The 2,263-nt window shown below is 72.2% G+C and carries 2 protein-coding genes; one reads left to right on the top strand and one right to left on the bottom strand.

Annotation, left to right across the window (positions count from 1 at the left end):
* Positions 1-776, top strand: a 776-nt coding sequence (locus tag GL263_RS25270) for an MFS transporter (protein WP_182858060.1), incomplete at its 5' end; no start/stop codon positions are given.
* A 144-nt stretch (positions 777-920) separates the two neighbouring features.
* Here GL263_RS25270 and GL263_RS25265 read toward each other — a convergent pair.
* Positions 921-2,147, bottom strand: a complete 1,227-nt coding sequence (locus GL263_RS25265) for a cytochrome P450 (RefSeq protein ID WP_182858059.1) — start codon at positions 2,145-2,147, stop codon at positions 921-923.
* Between the last annotated feature and the right edge of the window lie 116 nt (positions 2,148-2,263).

Raw genomic sequence — 2,263 nt, 5'->3', positions numbered from 1 at the left:
GGGCGGGGCTCTCGCAGATGTTGGGCGCGCTGCTGGGCACGGTGGTGGTGAACCAGCTGGTGAGGGGCCTGTCGGCGGGGTATGTGGCGTGTGCGGTGCTGGTGTTGCTGGCGATGGTGCCGTTCCTGCTCGGGCACGTCGAGCGGGACTCGCGGGCGGCCGTGGTGCCGCCGCAGCCACCGGGCTCGGCGCCGGCGGCCGGGCGGCGGGGGCTGCGGGAGCCGGACGTGCTGTGGACGTGGGTGAGCAAGTTCCTCGTCGTCCTGGGCTTCGCCCTGATCACCCAGTACCTGCTCTACTACCTGACCGACGAGTTGCGGGTGGCCGACCCGCAGCGGGCGACGATGACGATCACGGCGGTGACGGTCCTGTCGGCGATGGCCGCCGCGTGGGGCGCGGGCCGCTGGTCGGACCGGGTGGGTCGACGGCGGGTGTTCGTCGCCGGCGGCGGTCTGCTGATGGCGGTGGGCGCGACGATGATGGCGGTGGCCCCGGCCTGGCCGGTGGCGTTGGGTGCGGCGCTGCTGGTGGGCGTGGGGTTCGGCACGTTCCTGGCGGTGGATCTGGCGGTGGTGGCGAGCGTGCTGCCGTCGGCGCGGGACACCGGGCGGGATCTGGGGCTGTTCGCGGTGGCGACGGCGGCGCCGCAGATCCTGGCGCCGGCACTCGCGGTGCCGATGCTGGCGCTGGCCGGGTACGGCGGGCTGTATCTGCTGGTGGCGGTGGTGACGGCGGTGGGCGGAGTGCTGGTGCTGCGGGTCCGTTCGGTGGCGTAGCCCCGGGCCGGTTCGGTGGCGTGGGGCCCCGCCCGGGAGGGCGGCGGAAGAGGGACGCGGGTGGCGCCGGACGGGGGATCGTCCGGCGCCACCCGCGTAGGGGGCGGGCCCGCGTGTCGGGGGCGTACGCGCGTGGCCCGCCGGTCACCAGGTGACGGGCAGCTTCTCCAGACCGTGGACGAGCATGCCGGTCTTCATGCGCAACTCGCTGATGTCGCAGGCCAGTCGCAGCGTGGGGAAGCGGCGGAACAACGAGGCCATGGTGATGCGGAGTTCGGCGACGGCGAGCGCGGCGCCGAGGCAGTGGTGGATTCCGTGGCCGAAGGCGAGGTGGGGGTTGTGCTCGCGGTCGGGCCGGAACTCCTCGCCGTCCTCGAACACCTCCGGGTCGCGGTTGGCGGAGGCGACGGCGGCCATGACGGCGCTGCCCTTGGGGATGAGGGTGCCGGCGATCTCGACGTCCTCCAGCGTGATGCGCAGCGGTCCGCCGTCGCCGATGGGGTTGACCCGCAGCAGTTCGTTCACGAAGCCGCTGACGGCGTCGGGTTCCTCGATGACCCGGGCGAGCTGCTCGGGGTGGCGGAGCAGGGTCAGCACGCAGGCGCCGATCATGCTCACGGTGGTCTCGTGGCCGGCGACGAGGATGGTCATCGCCATGATGATGAGTTCGCTCTGGTCGAGCGCGTCCCGCTCGTCGTGGGCGGTGATCAGGGCGCTGAGCAGGTCGTCCCCGGGCTCCTCGCGCCGCTTGTTGATCAGCTCGTGGATGTACCCGGCCATCTCGATGCGCTGGGTCATCATCTCCTCGGCCGTGTGGTTGGTGAGGGAGACGATGGCGTTGGACCAGGCGCGGAACTGCTCCCGGTCCTCGAAGGGCACGCCGAGCAGTTCGCAGATGACCTGGACGGGCAGCGGGAACGCGAACATCTCGTTGAGGTCGACGGGGCCGCCCTCGTTCTTCTCCATCTCGTCCAGCAGCGCGTCGGTCAGCTCCTGGATGCGCGGTTCCAGGGCGCGTACGCGGCGGCCGGTGAACTCGCCCATGACCAGCTTGCGCAGCCGGCTGTGCTCGGGCGGGTCGGTGGAGAAGAGGCTGCCGGGCGGCATCGGCGCCACGGTGAGCTGCGGGGCGTCCTCGGCGACCATGGCGGCCCGGCTGAAGCGGGGGTCGGCGAGCACGAGCTTGGCGTCCTCGTAGCGGCTGACGACGTAGCCGATGTCGCCGCTGGGCAGCATGACCCGGGCGACCGGCTCGCTGGTCCGCAGCTCCTGGTAGATCGGCGGTATCTCGATCGCGGACGGCCGGTGGAACGGGTAGCTGCGCGGGCACCCGGTGCCGGTGGTGTCGACGGCGGCGGTCTCGGCTTCCATTCGCTCTCCCGGTGAGGACGGCGGGGTTGGGGTTCGTTCCGCGGTCCACGTTCACAGGGGCGGCTGAGTCTCCGCTTATGCACGGCTTGCCCCCCGCGGAAGGCGCCCCTGTGAAC

The sequence above is a fragment of the Streptomyces durbertensis genome (genome assembly GCF_014156695.1).
GTDB classification, from domain to species: Bacteria; Actinomycetota; Actinomycetes; order Streptomycetales; family Streptomycetaceae; genus Streptomyces; species Streptomyces durbertensis.
This window is presented reverse-complemented; position numbering and strand designations above follow the sequence as displayed.